Here is a 3265-nt window from a genome sequence, read left to right as displayed (position 1 = left end):
ACCAAGAAGGATGTCTACAAGAAGATGACCATGTTCTGGTCCAAGATCTTCCTGCTCTCCTTTGCGGTCGGTGTGGTCACCGGTATCATCCAGGAGTTCCAATTTGGCATGAACTGGTCCAACTACTCCAGGTTCATGGGTGACATCTTCGGAGCCCCCCTGGCCATCGAGGCTCTGCTGGCATTCTTCCTAGAATCAACTTTCATCGGTGTGTGGATGTTCACGTGGAATAGGTTCAAGCCGGCCGTGCATGCGGTCTTCATCTGGCTGACCTTCCTGGGTTCCTCCATGTCGGCCATCTGGATTCTGGCTGCCAACAGCTTTATGCAGCACCCGGTCGGATTTGAGATCAACCAGGCCACCGGCCATGTGCGGCTGCGCAGTTTTGGTGACGTCATATCCAATCCCCAGCTGTGGATTGAGTTCCCCCACGTCTTCTTTGCCGCCGTCTGCACAGGGGCCTTCGTGGTCATGGGTTGCAGTGCCTTCAGCCTGCTGAGGATGCATATGGGAAACAAGGACAAGGCCGTGGCCGCTGTCGAGGCCGACTCCGAGAAGCAGGCCAAGGTCAACCTGTTCACCAAGTCCATCCGTCTGGCCGCCCTGATCGGGCTTATCGGCTCAATCTGCGTGATCACCTACGGTGATTTGCAGGGCAAGTACATCGTGACCGATCAGCCCATGAAGCTGGCCGCCACCGAGGGCATCTACGAGGACACCGGTGATCCCGCTCCTTGGAATGCCGTGGCTCTGATCAATGAGAAGGACCATAAGATCGAGGGGTCCATCGAGATTCCCGGAGCCATGTCACAGCTGGCTTACGGCAAGAAGACAGGCGCCGTCAAGGGCATGAACACCGTCAACAAGGAGCTGCACGAGAAGTACGATGCCAAGTACGGCAAGGACATGAACTACTACGTGCCTGTCACCACCCTATTCTGGGTCTTCCGCTTGATGGTCGGGATCGGGTTCGCCTTTGCCCTGATATCTGCACTGGTGCTGTGGTTTACTCGCAAGAAGAAGAACACGCTCTTCACCACGCGTTGGAAGCTCTGGATCATGGGCATCTTCACCTTTGCCCCCTTCGCCGCGACGACCAGCGGCTGGCTGGTGACCGAGCTGGGACGCTATCCATGGCTGGTCTATGGTTACCAGACCATCGCTGATGGAGTTTCGCCCACAAGCACGGTGCCGAACCTGCTCTTCACCTGCATTGTCTACTTCCTGCTCTTCCTGGTTCTGGGCGGAGTCATGGTCTTCTACACCAGGAGGACCCTGCACCAGGGGCCCTTCTACAAGCCGGATGATGGCAATGGGCCGCAACCTGCCAAGGTGCATGGCGCACCGGCTCGGGTAGCCCTGGCCTGATGCTCGACTAACCTTAAACACTTCCTTCCCCTTCGGTAAATCCCCCGCTTCGAACTGTATGGTTCGGAACGGGGGATTTGCTGTCCTAAGGGTTTGCCACGACGGCGGACGACGGTGAGATTCGGAAAAGAGAGCAATGCCGAGCATGAAGCGACAGATGTGATGCATGTTCGGCGTATGCCTGATACTAGACCTGCTTCACTCGTTCAGGTTCGGTCAGACTTGGGCTGTCAGCCTGACTGTAATCCGCTGCAACAGGTCGCGCACGCCTTTGTCGATGGAAGAATCCTCCAGGCTGTCCGAAGCTCGTCGCAGATAGTCCTTGGCGGTTTGCCGACTGCTCTCCATCAGCTTGGGGTGGGCTTTGAGATAGTCGACCACACGGTCGGGATCGTCCTGCTGGACCAAGGTTCTGAAGTTTTCATCCTCCTGGAATCCCAGCAGAACCGGCAGAGTGTAGATCCCGTCGCGAATGTCTTCCAGCTTGGGCTTGCCGGTGTCACGATCCAGATCGAAATCATTGATGTCATCGATGATCTGGAAGGCCATGCCTAGATTGCTGCCGAAGTCTCTGGCGGTCTGTTCCAAAGCGGGATCGGTTGGCTGGCCATCAAGGCGGATCCCGGTCAGGCAGGCCAGGCGGAAGAGGGCTGCGGTCTTGCCCGAGATGGCTCGGTCGTAGTCGTTAATGGTTGTATGGATGTGGTGGCGGTCTGACTCTTGGTAGAGTTCGCCGCCTACGATCTCGCAGACCGTGCCGGCCTGCTCGCGGATAAAGGCTGTGTCAGGGGCGATGGAGGCCATGATCTCCATGTAGCGGGAGAGGATCAGATCTCCCAGATAGATGGCGGCCTTGTTGCCCCGCATGGTGTGGACCGTGGGCTTGTTGCGGCGGATGGGGGCGTTGTCCAGAACGTCGTCGTGGACCAAGGTAGCCAGATGAAGCATCTCGATGGCGGCGGCGCCGGTGATGACGGTGTCGTTCAGCTGCCCTCCGGTCCCTGATCCGGACCGAGCAAAGAGGACCACCATGGCGGCGCGAATCATCTTGCCGTGGTTGTCCAGCAGTCGACGGTAATCCTCCTGATAGGGGGCCACATGGGTACGTTCCTGGTGCAGGCGGTCAACGACCCGCTCAAGATCCTTGCGCAACAGGAGCTCTTGTCCTTCTGCCATGGAGGTACGCTCCCTCTATCTCGTTAAGAACCGCAACGTATCCAATATACCAAGACCGGGGCCAGGCCTGAAGATTGTCGGCCTGGTCCTGGCTGTCGCCGTAATCACTGTGGTCAAGCTAACATCAGGTGTCGCTTTGCCGCCATGGCGTTCCGGCCTGGATCCCATTCGTAAGAGGGCTGCACATATCGACCTAGGAGCGAAGCCGGGTGAAGTAGGCTAGACGTATGAGTCAGCATTACCACGCGGATCAGGTCTCCCCACAAGGCAGCGAGGGAGAACATGATCGACCGCTGTCCGTTTCGGCCCGGCTGGGGCGACTTCAGTTCCATTACTCGGGCAAGTTCAGACTTCTGCAGCTGGCCGATGTTCAGGAGGGTCCAAAGGTCTCTCCGGACACAATCAGGCTCATAGCCGCGGCTTGTGATGCGGCAAAGCCTGATCTAGTGGTTTTCTCGGGTAACCAAGTGGCCGGTTATGACACGGCCTACGAGCGCACCTTCCGCAAGAGGCGTTGGAGCACCCCCCTGGACGGCATCTACTCTGCTGGTCTGAGCATGGGTGGCGCCCTGGGGCTTGGGGGAGCCTCCCTGAAGCGCTCATCCAAGCCCCAGGAGAACCAAGCTGCTACGGACCGCCGGGAGCCAGACCGTAGGGATGCCGAGCGTGTACGTCAGCAGAACATCAAGCACACCGAGGATCTGGTCCGTAGAACCGTTGG

General features: G+C 58.2%; 2 protein-coding genes and 1 pseudogene. 2 read left to right on the top strand and 1 reads right to left on the bottom strand.

All coding sequences use genetic code 11. The annotated features are described in order from the left end of the window. Positions 1-1368: cytochrome ubiquinol oxidase subunit I (locus tag AC0AP0_RS10805; protein ID WP_490430466.1), on the top strand; the 1368-nt coding region annotated here is incomplete at its 5' end. Between the two features lie 216 nt (positions 1369-1584). Here the strand turns inward: AC0AP0_RS10805 and AC0AP0_RS10800 are convergent. Further along, positions 1585-2544, bottom strand: coding sequence for a polyprenyl synthetase family protein (locus tag AC0AP0_RS10800; protein WP_490430465.1), 960 nt, complete (start codon positions 2542-2544; stop codon positions 1585-1587). Positions 2545-2771: 227 nt separating this feature from the next. Here AC0AP0_RS10800 and AC0AP0_RS10795 point away from each other — a divergent pair. Continuing rightward, a pseudogene (locus tag AC0AP0_RS10795) lies at positions 2772-3265 on the top strand (serine/threonine protein phosphatase); the annotation flags it as partial.

It is taken from the genome of Bifidobacterium sp. POST2/T3 (B1), from assembly GCF_058197115.1.
Note: the sequence above shows the minus strand (reverse complement) of the source record. Positions and strands in the feature narration are given on the sequence as shown.

Excerpts from the sequence above, each read along its gene's own strand:
- AC0AP0_RS10800 (WP_490430465.1), bottom strand. The coding sequence starts at position 2,544 with ATGGCAGAAGGACAAGAGCTCCTGTTGCGCAAGGATCTTGAGCGGGTC.